The 16798-nt window shown below is 72.3% G+C and carries 18 protein-coding genes; 7 read left to right on the top strand and 11 right to left on the bottom strand.

Going from position 1 to position 16798, the window contains the following annotated elements; all coding sequences use genetic code 11:
- Positions 1 to 16: 16 nt before the first annotated feature.
- The gene (locus ASF18_RS09205; RefSeq protein ID WP_244472638.1) at positions 17 to 640 is read right to left on the bottom strand and encodes a YceI family protein; all 624 of its coding nucleotides are present in this window, start codon (positions 638 to 640) and stop codon (positions 17 to 19) included.
- 112 nt (positions 641 to 752) lie between these two features.
- On the opposite strand from ASF18_RS09205, the gene ASF18_RS09200 reads away from it, so the two are divergent.
- From ASF18_RS09200 to ASF18_RS09180, 5 genes are all read left to right on the top strand, one after another.
- Positions 753 to 1760 carry a LysR family transcriptional regulator gene (locus ASF18_RS09200; RefSeq protein WP_056211869.1) on the top strand — a complete coding sequence of 336 codons (1008 nt, stop codon included), beginning with the start codon at positions 753 to 755 and terminating at the stop codon, positions 1758 to 1760.
- Positions 1761 to 1824: 64 nt separating this feature from the next.
- The gene (locus tag ASF18_RS09195; RefSeq protein ID WP_056211871.1) at positions 1825 to 2868 is read left to right on the top strand and encodes a YihY/virulence factor BrkB family protein; all 1044 of its coding nucleotides are present in this window, start codon (positions 1825 to 1827) and stop codon (positions 2866 to 2868) included.
- 197 nt (positions 2869 to 3065) lie between these two features.
- Positions 3066 to 3518 (top strand): hypothetical protein, encoded by a 453-nt coding sequence (locus ASF18_RS09190; RefSeq protein WP_056350970.1) that lies wholly within the window; start codon positions 3066 to 3068, stop codon positions 3516 to 3518.
- Positions 3519 to 3541: 23 nt separating this feature from the next.
- Positions 3542 to 3805 (top strand): hypothetical protein, encoded by a 264-nt coding sequence (locus tag ASF18_RS09185; RefSeq protein WP_156389806.1) that lies wholly within the window; start codon positions 3542 to 3544, stop codon positions 3803 to 3805.
- Complete coding sequence (locus ASF18_RS09180; RefSeq protein WP_056350966.1) at positions 3802 to 4371, top strand: NUDIX hydrolase; 570 nt, start codon at positions 3802 to 3804, stop codon at positions 4369 to 4371. Before ASF18_RS09185 ends, ASF18_RS09180 begins: the two co-directional genes overlap by 4 nt.
- Before the next feature lie 101 nt (positions 4372 to 4472).
- On the opposite strand, the gene fabI is transcribed toward ASF18_RS09180, so the two are convergent.
- The 3 genes from fabI to fabA form a co-directional block, all read right to left on the bottom strand.
- Positions 4473 to 5306, bottom strand: a complete 834-nt coding sequence (fabI, locus tag ASF18_RS09175; RefSeq protein WP_056350964.1) for an enoyl-ACP reductase FabI — start codon at positions 5304 to 5306, stop codon at positions 4473 to 4475.
- A 405-nt stretch (positions 5307 to 5711) separates the two neighbouring features.
- Positions 5712 to 6938 (bottom strand): beta-ketoacyl-ACP synthase I, encoded by a 1227-nt coding sequence (gene fabB / locus ASF18_RS09170; protein WP_056211879.1) that lies wholly within the window; start codon positions 6936 to 6938, stop codon positions 5712 to 5714.
- Between the two features lie 114 nt (positions 6939 to 7052).
- Complete coding sequence (fabA, locus tag ASF18_RS09165; protein WP_056211882.1) at positions 7053 to 7628, bottom strand: 3-hydroxyacyl-[acyl-carrier-protein] dehydratase FabA; 576 nt, start codon at positions 7626 to 7628, stop codon at positions 7053 to 7055.
- Positions 7629 to 7965: 337 nt separating this feature from the next.
- Here fabA and irr point away from each other — a divergent pair, with 337 nt between their 5' ends.
- On the top strand, positions 7966 to 8475 hold the full coding sequence (gene irr, locus ASF18_RS09160; protein ID WP_056211884.1) for a Fur family transcriptional regulator Irr: 510 nt from the start codon (positions 7966 to 7968) through the stop codon (positions 8473 to 8475).
- Positions 8476 to 8627: 152 nt separating this feature from the next.
- The gene (locus ASF18_RS09155) at positions 8628 to 9212 is read left to right on the top strand and encodes a histidine phosphatase family protein (RefSeq protein ID WP_056211886.1); all 585 of its coding nucleotides are present in this window, start codon (positions 8628 to 8630) and stop codon (positions 9210 to 9212) included.
- Positions 9213 to 9220: 8 nt separating this feature from the next.
- Here ASF18_RS09155 and ASF18_RS09150 read toward each other — a convergent pair whose 3' ends face one another.
- The 7 genes from ASF18_RS09150 to ccmI all read right to left on the bottom strand — a co-directional run bounded on the left by ASF18_RS09150 (position 9221) and on the right by ccmI (position 16710).
- On the bottom strand, positions 9221 to 9934 hold the full coding sequence (locus ASF18_RS09150; RefSeq protein ID WP_056350963.1) for a hypothetical protein: 714 nt from the start codon (positions 9932 to 9934) through the stop codon (positions 9221 to 9223).
- Positions 9935 to 10055: 121 nt separating this feature from the next.
- The gene (locus tag ASF18_RS09145; RefSeq protein WP_056350960.1) at positions 10056 to 11063 is read right to left on the bottom strand and encodes a nickel transporter; all 1008 of its coding nucleotides are present in this window, start codon (positions 11061 to 11063) and stop codon (positions 10056 to 10058) included.
- Positions 11054 to 11749 (bottom strand): DUF1007 family protein, encoded by a 696-nt coding sequence (locus ASF18_RS09140; RefSeq protein ID WP_056277364.1) that lies wholly within the window; start codon positions 11747 to 11749, stop codon positions 11054 to 11056. The genes ASF18_RS09145 and ASF18_RS09140 overlap by 10 nt, the downstream gene beginning before the upstream one ends.
- A 220-nt stretch (positions 11750 to 11969) precedes the next feature.
- A complete protein-coding gene (locus ASF18_RS09135; RefSeq protein WP_056277367.1) occupies positions 11970 to 12440 on the bottom strand; it encodes a cytochrome c-type biogenesis protein in 471 nt (156 codons plus the stop codon).
- Entirely contained in the window at positions 12437 to 14437 is a 2001-nt protein-coding gene (locus ASF18_RS09130) for a heme lyase CcmF/NrfE family subunit (RefSeq protein WP_056350958.1), read from the bottom strand. The genes ASF18_RS09135 and ASF18_RS09130 overlap by 4 nt, the downstream gene beginning before the upstream one ends.
- A 76-nt stretch (positions 14438 to 14513) precedes the next feature.
- Positions 14514 to 15035 carry a cytochrome c maturation protein CcmE gene (gene ccmE / locus ASF18_RS09125; protein WP_056211898.1) on the bottom strand — a complete coding sequence of 174 codons (522 nt, stop codon included), beginning with the start codon at positions 15033 to 15035 and terminating at the stop codon, positions 14514 to 14516.
- A 145-nt stretch (positions 15036 to 15180) separates the two neighbouring features.
- Complete coding sequence (ccmI, locus tag ASF18_RS09120) at positions 15181 to 16710, bottom strand: c-type cytochrome biogenesis protein CcmI (protein ID WP_056350957.1); 1530 nt, start codon at positions 16708 to 16710, stop codon at positions 15181 to 15183.
- Positions 16711 to 16798: the final 88 nt, after the last annotated feature.

The raw sequence follows: 16798 nt of genomic DNA, 5'->3' as shown, positions 1-16798 counted from the left end.
GGGTGGACGGAAAGGCCTATTCCTTGCGCTCGAAGGCGCCCGCGATGGTGAGGTGCAGGTCGTCGCCGATCAGCGGCACGTAGGTCTTCACGCCGAACTCGGAGCGCTTGAGCGTGCCGGTGGCCTCGAAGCCCACGGTGACCTTCTTGTTCAGCGGGTTCACGCCGGCGCCGATGAGGGTGACGGTCAGGGTCACCGGCTTCGTCACGCCGTGCAGGGTCAGGTCGCCGGTGACCTTCGCCTTGTCCTTGCCCTCGGGCGTCACCTTCGTGGAGACGAAGGTCATCTCGGGGAACTTAGCCGCGTCGAGCCACTGGTCGCCCTTGAGCTCGCCGGTCAGCTTCTCGCTGGTCGTCATCACCGAGGCCACCGGGATCTTGATGGACAGCTTCGAGGCGGCGGGGGTCTTCGGCTGCAGCTCCAGGGTGCCCGAGACGTCCGAGAAGCCGCCCGAGTAGTTCGAGAAGCCCATATGCGAGACGGTGAAGCCGACCTGGGTGTGGCCGGGATCGACCGCGTAGGTGCCGGCCTGGATCTGGGCCGGGTCGCGGGTCGGCGGGGTCTGGGCGAGGGCCGGCGCGGCGAACGCGAGGGCGAGGGAGAGGGTCTGGGCGACGAGGGACGGCGAGAGACGGATCACGGGGTTCGCTCCGAGGATGAGGGCGCCGATGAGGGTGGCATCTGGGCGCCGGGTCGGTGGAGCGCCAATAGGCCGCTTCCCGCGGGTGCGATAGCGCGCTAATCGGGGACACATGGTTGCGCATCTGGAAACCTTCGCCGGAAACCTCGACGATGTCCGGGCCTTCTGCGCCGTCGTCGACCTCGGCAGCATGACCCAGGCGGGCGCCTTCCTGCGCGAGACCAAGGGCAGCGTCAGCCGGCGCGTCGCCCGCCTCGAATCGGTGCTGAAGGTGACGCTGCTCGCCCGTACGCCCCGGGCGGTCTCGCCCACCGCCGAGGGGCTCGCCTTCCACGCCCGGGCCCTGGAGAGTCTCGCCCTTCTGGACGAGGCCCTGCAGACGGCCCGCGGTGCCCGCACCCTGCCGCGGGGGCACCTGCGGGTGACGGCCTCGATCGATTTCGGGGTCGAGGTGCTGCCGGATCTCGTGGCGAGCTTCCGGGCCCGGCACCCGCAGATCACCCTGGAACTCCTCATCACCGACAGCCGCCTCGATCTCGCGGCCAACCGGGTCGACCTTGCGCTCCGCCTCGGCGGCGGCGACCACCCCGACAGCGGCTACACCGCGCCGATCCTGGCCGACCTGACGATCGGCCTCTACGCGGCCCCGGCCTACCTGGCCCAGCGCCCGGCCCCGGCCGACATCGACGGGCTGGCGGCGCACGACGTGGTGCTGGCCCGGGAGCGTCTCGGTGCCACCCAGATCCTCGTCTCGGATGTGGAGGGGCGGGAGGCCGGGATCACCCTGCGGCCGGCCGTGCGGGCCACGGATTTCGCCACGGTGCTGCGCCTCACCCTGGCCGGGGCCGGGATCGGCCACATCCCGAGCCTCGTCGCGGCCAAGTCCCTGGCCCGGGGCGACCTCGTGCGCGTCCTGCCCGACTGGGCGAGCCGGGGCGGGACCCTGCGCGCCGTCACCCTGGCGGGCCGCGAACTCCCCGCGCGGGTCCGCCTGTTCCGCGAGCACGTCCGCACCGAGATGGCCCGGCGGGCCGCGATCTGCCCCAGGTCCGGGCTCGATCGTCCCACGCCTGTGCCGGCATCGGTGGCGACCTGTGACGAGAGTTCAGGCAGAGTGTGATCCCGGGGGCGGCGCGCCCCGCGCGGCGGGGTTCCGGCGACGAGCGGTCCGGCAGGGTGTCGGCATGGTGCGAGACGACGATGAGGGGCAGGATTGGCGCTCGGTCAGCACCCGCCCCCTGAACCCGGAAGAGCTGGCGGAGGCGCGCCAGCGCGCGCACGAGCCCGGGCGCGGCCGAGGCGCGACCGACCCCGTCGACATCCCCAAGGCCGGCTGGCGGGACATCCTGTGGCGGGTGTTCTGGGCGATGCCGCAGGACCGGGTGCTGACCACGGCGGGCGGCGTCGCGTTCTTCGCCCTGCTGGCGGTGTTCCCGGGCCTCGTCGCGGTGGTGTCGATCTACGGGCTGTTCTCGGATCCCCACGTCATCAGCCAGCACGTCAGCCTGCTGGCGGACATCCTGCCGCCGGGCGCCCTCGAACTGGTCTCGGACCAGCTGGTGCGGATCGCGCAGCGCAGCACCGGCTCCCTGAGCACCACGTCCGGCATCAGTCTGCTGATCGCCCTGTGGAGCGCCAATTCCGGGGTGAGCGCGCTCTTCGACGCACTCAACGTGATCTACAAGGAGCGCGAGAAGCGCAGCCTGGTCCGCTTCTACGCCACCACCTTCCTGTTCACGATCACCAGCGTGGTGTTCTTCCTCGTCTCCACCGGCGCGGTGGTGCTGCTGCCGGCGATCCTCGACCGCCTCGGCTTCATCACCGCCACCGACACCGTCCTGCAGATCGTGCGCTGGCCGGCCCTCCTTGGCGTGGTCACCCTCAGCCTGTCGCTGATCTATCGCTACGGCCCGAGCCGGAACCGGGCGAAGTGGCGCTGGGTGACCTGGGGCAGCAGCCTCGCGGCGCTGTTCTGGGTCGGCGCCTCGGGGATGTTCTCCTGGTACGTGGCGAGCTTCGACAGCTACAACCGCATCTACGGGTCGCTGGGAGCCGGCATCGGGTTCATGACCTGGATGTGGCTGTCCATCGTCATCGTTCTCGTGGGGGCCGAGATCAACTCGGAGATGGAGCGCCAGACCGCCTGCGACAGCACCGAGGGCCGGCCGAAGCCCCTGGGCGTCCGCCAGGCCTTCGCCGCCGACAGCGTCGGGCCGAGCCAGGACTGAGCGGGAGCCCGGGGCCGGGCGGCGCCGTCGCCCCCCTGAGCCCGGGAACAGCGCCGACGCCCGACGGGTTTCCGGACGGCAGAGCGTCGGGAGTGGCGGATGGCCGGACGACAACACGCACGACCACCCGGGCCGGGCGGAGCAGGGGCCGCTGCGGCGCGGGCCGGCGGAGGCGCAGCCGTGACGGGGTCGCGCCCATGGTGAGCGCTTCGGCGACCGTCGCGCAACGGGATCTCGACCGGCTGATCGCCCTCTGGCGGCAGAAGGGCGAGCTCTCCCCGGCCGACCTCCAGGCTGCCCTGCCGATCCACGGCATGAGCGCCGAGGCGATCGCACAGGTGGTCCTGGACCTCGAGGCCGCCGGAATTCCGGTTGAGCTCGAGGACCTGCTCACGGGGCGGGCCCATCCCGACGGAATCGCGCGGCTGCCCCTCGCGCCCGCGCCCGGACCGCCCTCCCTCGACGCCGCACCGGCCGCGCCGCGCCCGGACGCGCCGGCGTCCCGGGCCGGCGCGCCGGTGGCCGCCGGCTTGGAACCGGGTCCCGCGACCCCATCGGCCGAGGGGCACCGGGTCCGGAACGCCGTGCTGGTGGCGGGCCTGATCGTGCTGGTGCTGATGGGGGCGGTCCTGATCGCCCTCGGCCGATGAAGCGCGGCGCTCGGGAGACCGACATGGACATCCAGACGCCCCTCGCGGCGGCGATCGTCGCCGAACTGAAGTGCCGGGCCGAGGCGAGCGAGCACGGCCTGCGGGTCGCGGCCGGCGAGCCGGATTTCGTGACGCGCGACGGCCGGGTGAACCTCGACGAACGGCATCAGGGCGATCGAGGGCGCCCGGGCGGGCGGTCCCTGATGGTCGGCCACCCGCACGACAGGCCCGCGCCCCCGGGCGAGCCGGAACGCGCCCCCAGGGCGAGAAAGACCGTCCCGCGATGAAAGCCGAGATCCTCAGCCTCCGGACCCTCCACGAGGGCTGGAGCCGCTACTCGCTGGCCCGGGTCCGCCTCGCCGACGGCAGCGAGGCCGAGCGCGAGATCGAGGACCACGGCAACTCCGCGGGCGTGCTGCCCTACGATCCGGTGCGCCGGGTCGCGACCCTGGTGCGGGAGCTGCGGGTGCCCGCCCTCTACGTCGCCGGCGAGCAGAGCCAGCTCGAGGCCCCCGCCGGCCTGATCGACGACGGCACCCCGGAGGACAATGCCCGGCGGGAGGTGCTGGAGGAGGCGGGCCTGCGCCTCGGCGACCTCGACTTCGTCGGCGCCACCTATTCCTGCGGCGGCATCTCGACGGAGCGCATCCACCTGTTCCTGGCCGCCTACGCCGCCACCGACCGGGTGGACGGGGGCGGGGGCGCGGACGGCGAGCACGAGAACATCCGGGTCGTCGAGATGCCGTTGGCCGAACTCGCCCGGATGGCCGATCGCTGCGAGCTGACCGACCTCAAGACCCTGACCCTGGTCCTCGCCCTGCGCGCCCGCCGGCCCGCGCTGTTCTCGGGCTGATCCGAGAGTCTGTCAGGAGTCTTGAGCCTGACAGATTCTCGGGTCCTTTCGTCTCGTTTGTCTGTTCGGGATAACCGGTTTCCACGGATCCCCGACAAACGCTAGACCGCGTCGCCGATGACCCCGGCCTCGTCCTGGGCCTGCAGCACGTCGGGGCGGGGCATCGAGATGATGTTGTAGCCGGAATCGACGAAGTGGATCTCGCCGGTGACGCCGCCCGAGAGATCCGAGAGCAGGTACATCGCCGAGCCGCCGACCTCCTCCTGGGTCACCGTCCGGCGCAAGGGGGCGTGCGCCTTCTGGTGGTTGAACATCAGGCGGGCATCGGCGATGCCGGCCCCGGCCAGGGTCCGCATCGGGCCCGCCGAGAGGGCGTTGACCCGGATGCCGTCCGGGCCGAGGTCGCCCGCGAGGTAGCGCACGGAAGCCTCGAGGGCCGCCTTGGCGACCCCCATGACGTTGTAGTTCGGCATGATCCGGGTGGAGCCGCCATAGGTCAGCGTCAGGAGCGAGCCGCCGCGGGGCATTCGCTTGGCCGCGCGCTGGGCGATCTCGGTGAAGGAGAAGCAGGAGATCGTCATGGTCCGCGAGAAATTCTCGCGGGTGGTGACGTCGACGTAGCGGCCCTTGAGCTGTCCCTTGTCGGAGAACCCGATGGCGTGGACGACGAAGTCGAGGCCCTCGGGGAAACGCGCGTCCAGGGCGGTGAACAGCGCGTCGACGCTGGCGATGTCCTCGACATCGCAGGGCAGGACGATGTCCGAGCCGATGGAGGCCGCCAGCGGCGTCACCCGGCGCCCGAGGGCGTCGCCCTGGTAGGTGAAGGCCAGCTCGGCCCCGTGGCGGTGCAGGACCTTGGCGATGCCCCAGGCGATCGAGTGATCGTTGGCGACCCCCATGATGAGGCCGCGCTTTCCCGCCATCAAACCCGTCATGCACGTCCCCCGGTCGCGGATCCTCGGGCCCCTCGGACCCGTCATCGTTGGTGGGAGGCTTAGCGCGGGGGTCGTGGCCCTGTCCAATCCCACCGGAGCCGAAGGCGCCTTCGCCGAAACGCAAAGGCCCCGTCGTGCGGGAGCCGCGACGGGGCCTTTGGGTGCAGGCGGGGCGGCGCGGCGGCTAGAAGTAGCCGTCGGTGTCGCAATTGGCGCGGTCTATCATGACCTGCTTGATGTAGACGGCCGTGGTCCCGGCAAGGGCGAGGCCGCCGACGGTTCCCAGCGTGAACCACAACATGGCTGTGCCTTCCAGCAATCCCGAGAAACAAGGAACGGCGGAAGGTCTCTCCAGTTCCTTAACGGGCCGGGCTGGACGTTAAGCCTGATCCGGATCCGTCGCCCTCAGGCGTCGACGTGCTTGAGGACGAGCGTCGCGTTGGTGCCGCCGAATCCAAAGGAATTCGACAGGACGTGCCCGAGCTTGGCCCCGTCACGGCGCTGGCGCAGGATCGGCATATCGGCGAAGGCCGGGTCGATCTCGTCGATATGGGCGCTCTCGCAGATGAAGTCGTTGTTCATCATCAGCAGCGCGTAGATCGCCTCCTGCACGCCCGTCGCGCCGAGGGAGTGGCCGGTGAGGGACTTGGTGGCGGCGATCGGCGGACAGTCGTCGCCGCGCCCGAAGACCTCGCGGATCGCCTCGATCTCCTTGTCGTCGCCCACGGGCGTCGAGGTGGCGTGCGGGTTGATGTAGTCGATCCTGGCGCCCTTCAGGCCCTCGATCGCCTGGCGCATGCAGCGGACCGCGCCCTCGCCGGAGGGGGCGACCATGTCGTGCCCGTCCGAGGTGGCGCCGTAGCCGGCGATCTCGCCGTAGATCGTCGCGCCGCGCGCCCTGGCGTGCTCCAATTCCTCGAGCACCAGCACGCCGGCACCGCCCGCGATGACGAATCCGTCGCGGTTGGCGTCGTAGGCGCGGGACGCCCGGGCGGGGGTGTCGTTGTACTTCGAGGACATGGCGCCCATGGCGTCGAACAGCACCGAGAGCGTCCAGTCGAGGTCCTCGCAGCCACCCGCGAAGATGATGTCCTGGCGCCCGCCCTGGATGACCTCGGCAGCGTTGCCGATGCAGTGGTTGGACGTCGCGCAGGCCGAGGAGATCGAATAGTTCACGCCCTTAATCTTGAACCAGGTCGCCAGGGTCGCCGAGGCGGTGGACGACATGGCCTTGGGCACAGCGAAGGGGCCGACGCGCTTGGGACCCTTGTCGATCGCGATGGCGGCGGATTCGACGATGACCTTCGTGGACGGCCCGCCCGAGCCCATGATGATGCCGGTGCGATCATTGGAAATGTCGCCCGCCTCCAGGCCGGCGTTCCGGATCGCCTGGTCCATGGCGACGTGGTTCCAGGCGGTGCCGCCGCCGTGGAAGCGCATCGCGCGCCGGTCGACGACGCCCTCCGGGTCGAGGGTGGGGCGGCCCTCGACCTGGCTGCGGAAGCCGTGCTCAGCGTAGGAGGCCGAACGCCCGATGCCGGACTTGGCCTCGCGCAGGGAGGCGAGGACTTCCTCGGTGTTGTTGCCGATGGATGAGACGATGCCCATCCCGGTGATCACGACACGCCGCATGGACACGATGCTCTCCGCCGCCGGGGCTTGTTCTTCGCGGTGCTTGTTCTCGAGACGGCACCTTCGCGTGGATTCAGGTAGGACTCGGGCGTCCCGATCTCAACCGCGTCGGGCTCAGCCGCCCGCCGCCTGGGCCTGGAACAGCGCGACGCGCAGGTCCTTGGCCTCGTAGATCCGGGTGCCGTCGGCCTCGAGCCAACCGTCGGCGATGCCGAGCACGAGCTTGCCGAGGCGCACCCGCTTGATGTCGATGCCGTAGACGACCTTGGTCACCGTCGGCAGGACCTGGTCGGTGAACTTGACCTCTCCGACGCCGAGCGCCCGGCCGCGGCCGGGGGCGCCGAGCCAGCCGAGATGGAACCCAACGAGCTGCCAGAGGGCGTCGAGGCCGAGGCAGCCGGGCATCACCGGATCGTTCTTGAAGTGGCAGCCGAAGAACCAGAGGTCCGGTCGGATGTCGAACTCGGCCAGCACGTGGCCCTTGCCATGGGCGCCGCCCTCGGAGCCGATCGAGACGATGCGGTCGAACATCAGCATCGGCGGCAGGGGCAGCTGCGCGTTCCCGGCGCCGAACAGCTCGCCACGGCCGCAGGCGAGCAGTTCCTCGTAGGAATAGTGCGAGGCCCGCTGGGGCGCGGCGGTCGCCGGGGCGGTGCCCGACGGAGCGTTCGGATCGGAAGCGGAAGACATGATGAGCGGATCGGTCCTCAGGGTTGGGTCCGGGGCGCACGTGGCCCCCTCGGCGTCGCGCCACCGGCGCCGGAACGGACACGGCACGGGCCGATCCGGCCGGCGCTGCGGCGTGAAATCGGCGCTTCGTTAACACAGGGCTGGTGCGCCTCAAAGCTGCCCGCCCGTTCGAAGCGTCCCAATCCGCGGCCGCCGCTCGGAGGCACGACGGGACGGAGGGGGCCGCCGCGTAGGGCAGGGCCAGCCCCGCGTGCGGCTCGGGTTGCGATGCGGCAGCGGGTTCCGTATACATATCCGCTGAGTTTCCCGTTTTCCGCGTGGGATGTTTGTACGCCCGATGTCGAACCTTCTGCCCCTGCAGGCCGTGCTGAACGCGCGGGCCTCCGTTCCCGGCGGCGACATGGCCGCCGGCCGTCGCGGTTGCCCGCTGTCGGATCTGCGCGATCGCCTGCGCCGGGCGGGCCTGCGCCCGACCCGCCAGCGCCTGTCCCTGGGCTGGCTGCTGTTCGGCCGCGGCGATCGCCACCTCACGGCGGAAATGCTCTACGACGAGGCGATGCGCGCCAAGGTGCCGGTGTCGCTGGCCACCGTCTACAACACCCTGCACCAGTTCACCGAGGCCGGCCTCCTGCGTCAGCTCGCCCTCGACGGATCGAAGGCCTACTTCGACACCAACCCGAGCGAGCACCACCACTTCTTCCTCGAGGACGAGGGACAGGTGTTGGACATGCCCGATTGCGGGATCACCGTGGATTCCCTGCCGGACGCCCCCGAGGGCATGGAGATCGCCGGCGTCGAGGTGATCGTCCGCCTGCGCCGCCGTGGCCCGGTCGCCCGCAAGGCCTGACCGCCCGCCGAATCCGCACGCACCGTCTTCGAGGCCCGGGCAACCGGGCCTTTTTCTTTGGCGCGGTGCCCTGACGCGCCGCGCAACGATGGCGCGCCTCGCGAAGTTATCGCCGGCGCGCCGTTCTCCCATCCCATCGAAACCGGACCCATATGGCCCCCACTCGCATCGTCTGCGTCCGCCACGGCGAATCGACTTTCAACGCCGCGCACCGCCTGACCGGACAGGATCCCGGCCACGTCGACGCCCGCCTGACCGAGCGGGGGCAGGGCCAGGTCCGGGCGGCCCGGGCGGCCCTGCATGACATCCCCTTCGATCTGGTGGTGACCTCGCCCCTGACCCGGGCGATCCAGACAACCCAGGGCATCTTCGGCGACCATCCGAGCCGCCCGCGCATCCTCGTCGAGGTCCTGCATCGGGAGTGCCAGGAAAGCAGCTGCGATGTCGGCCGGGCCGCCTCGGTGCTGGCCGCCGAGTTCCCGGACGTCGCCGTCGACCATCTGCCGGAGATCTGGTGGCATGCCGAAGGCGCGCCCGACGCCCGCGGCGTGCATATCGAGCCGCGCACCCTCTTCGACGCCCGCGTCCTCGGCTTTCGCGACTGGCTCGCGGCTCGGCCCGAGCACAGCATCGCGGTGGTCGGCCACGGCACCTTCTTCTATCACCTGACGGGCGTCTGGCTCGACAATTGCCAGACCGTGACCTTCGACCCGATGGCGGCGCCCGCCCCGGTCTGAGCCGGGCTCTACGCGAGCCCCGACCGCGCGGCGTCCAGGCGCCGCTGCACCAGCGCGCGCTCGAGAGGCGCCGCCCGGCGGCCGATCTCCAGGGCCTCGTCGAGGATCGCCACGGCGCTCGCCCAGACCTCCGGCACGAAGGCCGCGGCACCCTCCGCGACCTCGGCCGCACAGCGCGCATCCGCGAAGGCCTTCCCGGCGGCGGTGGCGGCCCGGGCGACCGCCGCGGCCCGAGCGCCCTGCCTCCAGGCCCCGCGCTGCGAGGCCTCCTGCGCCCGCGCGCCGCCCTGCCAGGCGGCGTCCCGGGCAACCGCCCGGGCCCGGTCCGTATCCGCCGCCCCGTCGCAGGCCGCGGCCAGGGTGGGCAGGCCCGCCAGATCCAGCAGGGGCGGCAGGATGCGACGGACGCTCGCCAGGGCGAGGAAGGTGACGCGCTCGGCCTCCACGGCCGGGACGTCCGCCGAGCCGGAGAGCCGCAGCACGAAGGCCATCAGGCGCGGCCGCTCGGCATCGGGCATCGCATCGTTCAGGCCGAGGGCGTAGGCGGACAGGGGCGGCGAGAAACAGGGCGGGCAATCGGCCGAGGCGCGGATCGCCCGATAGGGCAGGCCGGCGGCCACGATCGCCGCCTCGTTGATGCAGGTGCCGCCATCCGGACCGGGAAAATCGTGCGAGCCAGCCAGCAGCCGCCAGTTCAGGATATGCTCGAAGCCCGCCGCCATGCTCGCGCTCTCTCCGTCTTCGGATCGCGAGAGTGCCACGGCCTCACGGGCTTGGCGAGGGAGAGCGTGGCGAGGGAAGGCTCGGCGAGGGAAGGCTTGGCGAGTAAGGGCGCCAGAGGCGTCAGCCGCCGAGATCGGCCGCGAGCCCGGCCAGCATGGCGAGGCCGAGCACCAGCACGAAGGCGCCGGCCAGGAGTTCGAGGCCGCCGACCGCGAGCACCCCGGCCCGTCCGCGTCCGCCCGCGAGGCGCAGGGCGAAGGCCTTGGCGAAGACCGCGAGGCTCGCCAGCGTGCCCGTGGTCAGCGCGGTGCCGAGGGCCATGGCCAGGGTCGCGGCGATGCCGGCGGCCAGCAGGCCCTGCGAGGCGGAGAAGACCAGGATCAGCACCGCCCCGGCGCAGGGGCGCGTGCCCGCGGCCAGCACGACGCCGGCGCGCTCGCGCCACGAGTCGAGCCGGGCCAGGGCCGCGGCATCGTTCAGGTGGACGTGGCCGCAGCCGGGGGCGCAGGCCGGATCGGTGCGGCCGGCCAGTCGGCCGGCCTTGCGCCAGGTGACGCTGAGGCCGAGGAGCGCCACGAGGGCGAAGCTCACGGTCTCGATCACCGTGCCGGCGCGGGTCATGCCGGCGGCGGTGGCGCCGAGCACCAGGGTCCCGATGCCCACCAGGGCGATGGCGACCAGGGCCTGGAGCAGGGCGGCGGCGAAGCTGAGGCTGAAACCGCGGGTGAGGGCCCGCTCGCCGGCGACGATGTAGCCGGCGATCACCGCCTTGCCGTGGCCCGGTCCGGCGGCGTGGAAGACGCCGTAGGCGAAGCCGAGGAGCATCATCGGCCCCCACGCGCCGCCCGCCTTGAGGGACTGCACCGCGGCCTGGAGGCTGCGGGAGAAGCTCGCCTGCAGGGCGAGGATCCGGCCCCCGATCCCACTGGCGGACGGGGTGGCCTCGCGAAACCCGATGCCGAAGGGCGAGCGCGGCGGCGGCGCGGTGACGCTCGGGCTCACCAGCCAGGCGAGGCCGGCGACGATCAGGGTCGCGAGGGCGACGGCCGCCAGGACGAGGAGGACCTGCCGGGCGAGGCGGGACCGGCCGTCCGGGCGGGCGGCGTCGAGGGCGGTGCCTACGGACACGCGACGATGATCCGGTTGGCGAACTGGACGCCGTAGTTCGAGGCCGAGGTCAGCGCCTCGAAGAACGCCTCCGACATGCCCGGTTTGGCATCGCCGGGCTTGGCATCGGCGGTCTTGGCGTCCGGGGTCTCGGTCTTGGGTCGGGTAAGGGTGGCGGCGCAGCCGGTCGGCGCCCCGGCGAGGCGGGCGGCATCCACGCCCTCCGCCAGGCTGAAGGCGACGAAGAAGGTCGGGTCGTAGACCTCCAGGGCCGTGACGCCGCGGCCCTGCGCCACCGGCGTCTTCAGGGGCAGGAGGAAGCTTAGGGTCAGCTTGTCGCCCTCCATCGCCATGCGGGGCTCGACGGGATCGGCGAAGGCCTGCTCCTTGCCGCCGACCTTCATTTTCGTGAAGTAGGCGAATTCGGCGAGGTTGGCGGTGTTCTCGGCGGCGAGGCCTGCGAGTTCGTCCGGCGTCAGCTTGCCGTCGTTGTTCGTGTCCAGCCCCTGGGTCACGAAGGCCGAATACGAGGCATCGAAGGTCCAGGCGTGGCGGACGCCGGTGACGCGGCCGCCCTCGCCGTAGGCGATCTCGGCCTTGGTGGTCACCCAGACGTGGGGATGCGCCTGGGCGGGGAGCGCGGACAGGGCGGCCCCGAGGGCGGCTCCGGCCAGGGCGGCGATGCGGAAAAGCGAGGCGGTCGGCATGGCACGGGACGCTCGCGAGTCAGGGTAAAGACTTCGTAAAGCCGCGCCGGCCGCGGGGTCCGTCGTTGCGAACCGGTCTCCCGCCTCACTGGGGCAAAAGCGAGGCGTCGGCCCACGGGCGCTTGTGCATCCGGACCACGCGCCCCGGGACCTTTGAGGCCGTGTCGCGCAGGCGGGCGGGAGCGACGCCGAGCGCGCTCGGCCCGCAGCCGGGCCGGGGTCAGTCTCGCCGGGTCAGAGCGGCGATCTCGGCACGCTCCTCGGCGCTGAGGCCCGCGGCGGCCGCGGCCGGGCGGCGGCGGGACAGGCGCCAGAGCCCGAACAGGCCCAGGCCGATCACCGCGACCGGGGTCAGCCACAGGAGCAGGGTGTGCAGGGCGAAGACGGGGCGCAGCAGCACGTACTCGCCGTAGCGCCCGACCACGTAGGCCTGGACCTGCTTGTCGTCGTCGCCGGCGGTCAGGCGCTCGCGCACGATGAGGCGCAGGTCCCGGGCGAGGGGAGCATCGGAATCGTCGATGGACTGGTTCTGGCAGACGAGGCAGCGCAGGCCCGACGAGATGTCCCGCGCACGCGCTTCCAGGGCCGGGTCCTTCAGCACCTCGTCCGGCTGGACCGCCAGGGCGCCGCCGACAGAGGCCAGCGTCAGCCCGAGCGCCAGGGCGAGGTGCGGGAGCACGGCCCGGCTCATTCGGCGGGGGCCATGCCGGGCGGGACGGGCTTGGCCCGTGCCCGCGCCGGGGCGCCGACGCGCATGCGCCGGTCGGTCAGGGAGATCGCGCCGCCCAGCGCCATCACCACGGCGCCGAGCCAGATCAGCAGCACGAGGGGCTTGTAGTAGAGCCGCAAGCCGATGGCGCCCTCCGGCAGGACCTCGCCGAGGCTGGCATAGACCTGGCTCGCGCCGATGGTCAGCAGGCCGGATTCCGTCACCGTCATCTTGCGGCTCGGATAGAACCGCTTGCCGGTCTCCACCGTGCCCACGAAGTCGCCGCCCGCGTTGCGGATGGTCAGGAAGGCGGTGGTCTCGGCGTAGTTCTCGCCGGTGCGCGGACCGACCCGGTCGAGGGTCGCCACGTAGGGGCCGGAGGCGAGGGACTCGCCGGGCTTCAGGGTCTTCAAGCCTTCCGTCGCCCAGCCCTGCGCGGCGATGCCCAGGACCACGACGCCGACGCCCGCATGGGCCATCGCGGTGCCCCAGGCGGAGCGCGGCAGGCCGGCGGCGCGGCGCCAGATCGCGGCGCCGCGGGCGCGGTTGCCGCCGTAGCCGCGGGCGCGGGACACGATCTCCATCGCGGAGCCGATGACGAGGTAGGCGCCGAGGCCGATCCCGACGGGTGCCATCATCGGGCCGCCCCAGGTCAGGGCCGTCACGGCGAGGCCGACCACCAGCGCGGCGGCCAGGGCCGCGAACAGGCGCTGCGTCGCCGCGTGCACGTCGCCGCGCTTCCAGGCCAGGGTCTGGCCGAAGGGCACGATGAGCAGCAGCGGGATCGCCAGGGGCACGAAGGTGTAGTTGAAGAAGGGCGGCCCCACCGAGATCTTCTCGGCGGTCAGCATCTCCAGCAGCAGCGGGTAGAGGGTGCCCACGAAGACGGTGGCGCAGCCGGCGGCCAGGAACAGGTTGTTCATCACCAGCGCGCCCTCGCGGGAGATCGGCGCGAAGATGCCACCCTGGCGCAGCATCGGCGCCCGCCAGGCGAACAGGGTGAGCGAGCCGCCGATGAACAGGATCAGGATCGCCAGGATGAAGACGCCGCGGGTCGGGTCCGTGGCGAAGGTATGGACCGAGGTCAGCACGCCCGAGCGGACGATGAAGGTGCCGAGGAGCGAGAGCGAGAAGGTGAGGATGGCGAGCAGCACCGTCCAGACCTTCAGGGCGTCGCGCTTTTCCATCACTACGGTGGAATGCAGGAGGGCGGTGCCGGCGAGCCAGGGCATCAGCGAGGCGTTCTCGACCGGGTCCCAGAACCACCAGCCGCCCCAGCCGAGCTCGTAATAGGCCCAGTACGAGCCCATCGCGATGCCGAGCGTCAGGAAGCTCCAGGCGATCAGGGTCCAGGGCCGCACGGCCCGGGCCCAGACCGCGTCGATGCGCCCGTCGATCAGCGCCGCGATGGCGAAGGCGAAGGTGATCGAGAAGCCGACATAGCCGACGTAGAGGAGCGGCGGGTGCACCGCGAGTCCGAAATCCTGGAGCAGCGGGTTGAGGTCGTTGCCCTCCACCGGGGCCGGGCTCACCCGGGTGAACGGGTTCGAGGTCGTGATGATGAACAGCACGAACACGAAGGTGATCAGGCCCTGCACCGCCAGGGTGTTCGCCCGCAGGGTCGGCGGCACGGACTCGCGGGAGACAGCCACCAGCGCCCCGAACAGGGCGAGGATGAGGACCCAGAGCAGCATCGAGCCCTCGTGGTTCCCCCACACGCCGGAGATCTTGTAGAGGAAGGGCTTGGCCGTGTGGGAGTTCTCGATCACGTTGAGGACCGAGAAGTCCGACGTGACGTGGGCGTAGGTCAGCGCCCCGAAACTGAACAGGATGCAGGCGAAGGCGCCGAGGGCGGCGGGCGTCGCCACGGCCCGCAGGGCCTGGTCGCCCGAGCGGGCGGCCCAGACCGGCATCACCGCCTGGACCAGGGACAGGGCGAGCGCCAGGGCGAGCGCGAAATGGCCGACCTCGATCAGCAAGGCGGGGTGTCCTTCCAAGGGAGGATGTGCCGCGGGACGCGGGGCCGACGGGGGACGGGCCGGGGCGCGCGGGGCATCATCGCTCGCTGCGCTGGCCGAGGGTCTTGTCGCCGGCGACCGTCTGGGCCTCGGGGGCGGCCGCAGCGGGCTTGTCGACCAGGCCCTTGCCCTCCTGCCACCGGCCCTGCGCCTTGAGGGCGTCGGCGACCTCGCGCGGCATGTAGGATTCGTCGTGCTTGGCCAGAACCGTGTCGGCCCGGAACAGGCCGCCCGGCAGCAGGGTGCCCTCGGCGACCACCCCCTGGCCCTCGCGAAACAGGTCGGGCAGCAGGCCGCGGTACTGGACCGCGATGGTGGCGTTGGTGTCCGTCACCGCGAAGTCGACGGTCTGGTCCGGCCCGCGCTGGAGCGAGCCGTCCTTCACCAGGCCGCCCAGGCGGAAGCGCGTGCCCGGGGCCACGGTCTGCGCGGCCACCTCGGTGGGCGAGCGGAAGAACACGATCGACCCGCTCATGGCCGACAGGATCAGGCCGAGCGCCAACGCCAGCACGGCGCCGCAGGCGGCGATCAGGATCAGGCGGCGGCTCTTGCGGGTCACGTGGGCAGGATCCCGGTTGATGGTTCGGACGGTGGGGCGGCGCGCGTTCCGCGCCGGACCGCCCGGCGGGGTTTCTTGCAGGTTCCGGTGTCGGCCGGGGCGCCACCCGGGTCAAGGGCCGGGGCCGGGACCGATTGTCAGGGGCTCAAGGCTTTGCCGCCGCATTGCCGGGCTTCGCGCTGGGCTGGAGGCTGAGCTCGCGCGACAATTCGCCGAGCCGCTCCATGGCCGCTGCATCGGGGCTTAGGGCCATGCGAGCCCGATCGAGGGCCTGCAGGGCGCGCTCGCGCTCGCCGAGCACGCTGTAGGAGCGGATGAGGCGCAGCCAATCGTCGACGCTGCCGCCCTTGGCCGCCAGGCGGCGGTCGAGACCCGCGACCATGCCGCGGATGGCGGCGTCGCGCTCGGCCACCGGCATCGCCTTGACGGCCGCGACGGCGGCCTCCGTGCCGGCTCGGGCGGCCTCGTCGGAGGCCGAACCGGTCCGGGCGGGAGGAGCGGAGGGCGTGGCCGCGGCCGCATCCGCTGGGGCCGCGGCCAGACCGGCCTCGGCGGCGATCGCGTCGAGGCGGGTCTTCGCCTCGGGATCGTCGCCCAGGGCCTTGCGCGCCCGCTCCAGGGCGTCCTTCGCCTTGTCGCGCTCCTGGAGCACCCCATAGGAGCGCACGAGGCGCAGCCAGTCCTCCAGGCTCCCGCCCCGGTCGGCCAGGCGCTTGTCGAGGCTGTCGACCATGGCGCGGATGGCGCCGTCGCGGCTCGCCGGGGGCAGGGCCTGGAGGGCGGCCGCGGCGCCGGCTTCGGGGGCCTTCGTCTCGCCGGGCGCGGCCTCGCCCTTCAGGCGCGCCAGGTTCTCGCGGACGAGGGGCAGCCAGGGGGCGTCGGCCGGCGCCGCGTCGGCCATGGCCTGGAGGCGCTGGATCGCCTGGGGAATGTCGCCGTCGAGCTCGGCCGCCCGCGCCAGGTAGAATTTCGGCTTGGCGACCTGCCCGTCGAGGTCGACCGCCCGCTGGAAGATGGCCTTGGCCTGGGGCGTGACCGCGCCGTTGGCCGCCGCCACCAGGGCCTCGCCCCAGTCGGACAGGCGCTGCGCCGTCTCGCCGAGGATGCGGGTGGCGGCCTCGTAGGCATGCGCGGCGTCGTCGAAGCGGCCCATCCGCATGTAGACGGGGGCGAGCACGGACCAGCCGCGCCCGTCGGTGGGATCGGCCGCGAGCCGCGCCTCGATCTGGCCGATGGCCTTGAGCAGGTCCTGGTCGCCGCTCTGGGCGGACTGGCGCTCCGCCGCACTCTGAGCCGGCATGTGCGGCGAGCCGTAGAGACCGTAGGCGATGAGCGCGACCAGGGGGATGGTGGAGAGGGCGAAGGCCGAGGCCGCCCGGCGCTGGCGCAGGGCCGGCTCGGCGATGTCCTGGGCCGCCGGGACGCCGGCGCGGTTGGCGCGCAGCAGGCGCCGGGCCGCCTCGGTGCGCGCGGCCTCCGCCTCGGGGGGCGCGATCAGGCCGCGGGCCTCGTCGCGCTCGATCTCGCGGAGCTGGTCCTCGTAGAAGCCCGTCTCGGTGGCGAGGCCACCGCCCTCCGGCGGGGCGGCGGGATTGGCCCGGCGCGACATCGGCCAGAGCAGGGCGAACACCGCCGCGCCGGTCATGACCGCCAGTATGAACCAAAGTGCCGTCATCACGCCCCGAACGCTGCCCCGCTTGCATGTAGACGCGGGCCCCCGCCGGCACGATGCAGGCCTCGGGCGACACGGTGTCACGCGCAGC

It is taken from the genome of Methylobacterium sp. Leaf89, assembly GCF_001422215.1.
Lineage (GTDB): Bacteria > Pseudomonadota > Alphaproteobacteria > Rhizobiales > Beijerinckiaceae > Methylobacterium.
The sequence above is the reverse complement of the archived record's forward strand: the minus strand, read 5'-3'. Positions and strand labels throughout refer to the sequence as shown.

What these genes read in the sequence shown, in the direction of transcription:
- ASF18_RS09200 (WP_056211869.1), top strand. Translation starts at nt 753, where the DNA reads ATGGTTGCGCATCTGGAAACCTTCGCCGGAAACCTCGACGATGTCCGG.
- ASF18_RS09195 (WP_056211871.1), top strand. Translation starts at nt 1,825, where the DNA reads ATGGTGCGAGACGACGATGAGGGGCAGGATTGGCGCTCGGTCAGCACC.
- ASF18_RS09190 (WP_056350970.1), top strand. Translation starts at nt 3,066, where the DNA reads ATGGTGAGCGCTTCGGCGACCGTCGCGCAACGGGATCTCGACCGGCTG.
- ASF18_RS09185 (WP_156389806.1), top strand. Translation starts at nt 3,542, where the DNA reads ATGGACATCCAGACGCCCCTCGCGGCGGCGATCGTCGCCGAACTGAAG.
- ASF18_RS09180 (WP_056350966.1), top strand. Translation starts at nt 3,802, where the DNA reads ATGAAAGCCGAGATCCTCAGCCTCCGGACCCTCCACGAGGGCTGGAGC.
- fabI (WP_056350964.1), bottom strand. Translation starts at nt 5,306, where the DNA reads ATGACGGGTTTGATGGCGGGAAAGCGCGGCCTCATCATGGGGGTCGCC.
- fabB (WP_056211879.1), bottom strand. Translation starts at nt 6,938, where the DNA reads ATGCGGCGTGTCGTGATCACCGGGATGGGCATCGTCTCATCCATCGGC.
- fabA (WP_056211882.1), bottom strand. Translation starts at nt 7,628, where the DNA reads ATGTCTTCCGCTTCCGATCCGAACGCTCCGTCGGGCACCGCCCCGGCG.
- irr (WP_056211884.1), top strand. Translation starts at nt 7,966, where the DNA reads ATGTCGAACCTTCTGCCCCTGCAGGCCGTGCTGAACGCGCGGGCCTCC.
- ASF18_RS09155 (WP_056211886.1), top strand. Translation starts at nt 8,628, where the DNA reads ATGGCCCCCACTCGCATCGTCTGCGTCCGCCACGGCGAATCGACTTTC.
- ASF18_RS09150 (WP_056350963.1), bottom strand. Translation starts at nt 9,934, where the DNA reads ATGGCGGCGGGCTTCGAGCATATCCTGAACTGGCGGCTGCTGGCTGGC.
- ASF18_RS09140 (WP_056277364.1), bottom strand. Translation starts at nt 11,749, where the DNA reads ATGCCGACCGCCTCGCTTTTCCGCATCGCCGCCCTGGCCGGAGCCGCC.
- ASF18_RS09135 (WP_056277367.1), bottom strand. Translation starts at nt 12,440, where the DNA reads ATGAGCCGGGCCGTGCTCCCGCACCTCGCCCTGGCGCTCGGGCTGACG.
- ccmI (WP_056350957.1), bottom strand. Translation starts at nt 16,710, where the DNA reads ATGACGGCACTTTGGTTCATACTGGCGGTCATGACCGGCGCGGCGGTG.